This is a genomic window from Actinocrinis puniceicyclus (assembly GCF_018283645.1).
In the GTDB taxonomy this organism is placed as follows: Bacteria; Actinomycetota; Actinomycetes; order Streptomycetales; family Catenulisporaceae; genus Actinocrinis; species Actinocrinis puniceicyclus.
In genome coordinates this window covers 1-3,028 of sequence record NZ_JAGSXH010000254.1, presented here as the reverse complement: position 1 = coordinate 3,028, position 3,028 = coordinate 1, and the positions used below count along the sequence as shown (strand labels likewise).

Genomic DNA, 3,028 nt, shown 5'->3' with positions numbered 1-3,028 from the left:
GTCGCTTCGGGAGCTGGCCGAGCGGATCGGCCTGCGCTTCGGGACCGCGGTCATCCCCTTCGACCTGGACACCGCCGAGTACGCGGCGGTGCTGGCCGAGCAGTTCTCGGTGGTCACCCCGGGCAATGAGATGAAATGGCAGGTGGTCGAACCGCAGCGGGGATTGTACGACTGGTCCGGCGCGGACCGTCTGGTCGATTTCGCCGAGCAACACGGACAGCTGGTTCGCGGGCATGTGCTGCTGTGGCACAACCAGCTGCCGGACTGGCTGACCACCGGGGTGGACGACGGCAGCATCAGCAAGTCGCAGTTGGCCGAGCTGCTCAAGCAGCGCATCTTCACCGAGGTGGGGCGCTACCGCGGCCGCATCTGGCAGTGGGACGTGGCGAACGAGTTCTTCACCGACTCCAACCCCTCGACGCTCAACCCGAACGACTTCTGGATCAAGAACCTCGGGCCGGACATCATCCCGCAGGCCTTCCGCTGGGCGCACGAGGCCGACCCGCGCGCGCTGCTCTTCTACAACGACTACAACATCGCCGGCGAGGACGGCACGAACGCCAAGAGCGACGCGGCGTACGCGTGGCTCAAGCAGATGAAGGCCCAGGGCGTGCCGATCCACGGCGTCGGCGACCAGGGTCACCTGGACACGCAGTACGGCTTCCCCACGAAGATGGCCGACAACCTCAAGCGCTTCGCGAGCCTCGGGCTGAAGGTCGCCATCACGGAGGCGGACGTGCGCACGTTCGTCGACGGCCCGGACACCCAGGTGCCGACCGACCACCTGGCCACCTTCGCCCACCCGTACGAGTTCTCGCAGATGCTCAAGGCCGCGCTCTCGGTGCCCGAGTGCATCTCCTTCACCGTCTGGGGCTTCGGGGACAAGGACTCCTGGGTGCCCGGCTTCTTCACGGGCGAGGGTTACGCCACGATCTACGACGTCGATCTCCAGCCGAAGCCGGCGTACTTCGACCTCCAGCAGGATCTCCGGCTGGCGGCGCACGGCGCGCCGCGCCGCGTCCCGACCTACCTGAACCACTGACGCAGCGCACCTGATGCACCACTGCGATGAGCGCTCTGGATCAGTGCTGCGGCACTGAAGTCCCGCTCAGAGCGCGAGGTCCCGGTCGGCGGAAGCACACTGACCCACTTCCGCCGGCCGGAGGCCGCCTTTAACAGCCCTCTGCGCAGACAGTCCCCTGCGCTTTTGACAGCCCTCTGAGCTTTTGCGCCGCGCCTTTGACAGTCCGCTACCGCAGCAACGCCGCGGCGAGCAGCGCGCGCAGCAGCGGTACGGCCGGTGCAGGCTGCTTGGAGATCGAGTCCAGCAGCACGGCCACCATCCACTGCGAGCGATCAGGAGCCACACAGCCGATGGTGACCGCTCCGGTGTACCCCGCCGCCGCGAGCTTGGCCGCGCCGGGCGGCGGTTCGGGGGCGTATCCGTAGCCGTTGCCCGGTTCGCTGTCGTAGGCCCCGTCGGTCAGTTCCAGGTACTTGCCGCCGCTGAGCAGAAGATCCTCGATACCCATGAAGTGTTCCGGGCCCACCGGCTGCTGCGTCGCGGAGACCATCGACTCGTCCCCCGGAACCGGCTCGGCCGGCGTGCGGTAGACCGAGTACCGCACGACGGCGATCTGTTCGGCCTGGCTCGGCTTGCAATAGATGTACCAGGACGCTGCGTCGAGCCCGCGCGCCACGACATCGGCCACCACCTCGACGCGGTCCACGATCGGCACCGCGGAGGTGGTGCGCCGGGCCTCTTCGTCGAGCGCGGAGAATGCCTCGGTGAGCAGCGACTCGATCGCCATACCGCTGCGCCCGCGAAACGCCCGGCGGTCCGGTACCGGACCCCCGGAGACCAAGAGCGCGCTGCGCGGCGAGGGCAGCGCGAAGACCGCGGCGTCCGGCGGCTGGCCCCGGCCGGCCACGACCGGGTGCAGGGAGCGAGAGCGCTTCGCGCGGTACTGCGCCGCGTCGGCGAGACGGAACAACCGGTCGCGCGTGATCACGTCGCCGATCCGGTCGCCCGTCGAGGCCACGCCGCAGGCGACTCCCTCGCCGCCGCGCACGGTCAGGGCCAGAGTGCAGAGCTCCTCCGCGACGCGCACCGCGTCGTCCGCACCGTAGCCCTCGATCAGGACGCAGAACTCGTCGCCGCCGAGGCGGGCCGCCAGCGAACCGGGCAGCAGCGCCGCGGCCGCGGACATCACGCCGGCGAGTTGGACCAGCAGCGCGTCGCCGTGGTCGTGGCCATGGCCGTCGTTCATCCGCTTGAGGCCGTTGACGTCGCAGACGATGAGGGAGACCACGGTGCCGTCGCCGGCGTGCCGGTCGATCGCGGCGTCCAGCCTGGCGTCGAAGGAACGGCGGTTGGCCAGGCCGGTCAGCTGGTCGGTGTAGGCCAGCCGCTCTATCTGCCGCACGTGGTCCGCCTTCGCCAGCCCGGCGGCGATCTGCGCGGTCAGCGCGGCGGCGAAGTCCACGTCCTCGCGGTCGTAGATCGGCTGGTCGATGGTGCGGGCGGCGAACAACTCGCCCCAGGCGCGGCCGTTGTAGACGATCGGCGCGATCAGCGCGCAGTGCCGGCCGCGGCGACGCAGCATGGACACCCGCTTGGGATCGCCGTATTCGTCGTCGGCGACCTGGATCCACGGGCCGAGGTCGTCCTCGCTCAGCAGGATTTCGGGGAAGTCGGAGACCGGGTAGGACTCGTCCTTGGGGAATGCGGACTCGCCGGGGGCGAGCTTGCCGTGGTTGGCCAGCACCCGCAGTCGGCCGGTCTGGCGTTCCCACATGGAGATCGAGGCGACTGCCGCGCGCAGGTCGCGCTGGGCTTCGCGGGCGGCGATGCGTATGACGTCCTCGACTGAGTGCGCCGCGGCCATCGACTTCGCGAAACCGGTCAGGGCGCGCAACCGCGCAGCGGCGTGGGCCTCCGAGCCCGGCCGCGGCCTAGTCACGTCGTGCGCTCCGGTGACCTGACTCACCTACTCATCGAATCGAGAGGGATGGGGTTGGCGGGGGC

2 protein-coding genes are annotated in these 3,028 nt (G+C 69.7%); one reads left to right on the top strand and one right to left on the bottom strand.

Annotated elements, in window-relative coordinates; genetic code table 11:
• Positions 1-1,042: endo-1,4-beta-xylanase (locus KGA66_RS28490; protein WP_211472625.1), on the top strand; the 1,042-nt coding region annotated here is incomplete at its 5' end.
• A gap of 208 nt (positions 1,043-1,250) precedes the next feature.
• Here the strand turns inward: KGA66_RS28490 and KGA66_RS28485 are convergent.
• Positions 1,251-2,963: a GGDEF domain-containing protein gene (locus KGA66_RS28485; protein ID WP_211472623.1), complete on the bottom strand. Its 1,713-nt coding sequence runs from the start codon at positions 2,961-2,963 to the stop codon at positions 1,251-1,253.
• Between the last annotated feature and the right edge of the window lie 65 nt (positions 2,964-3,028).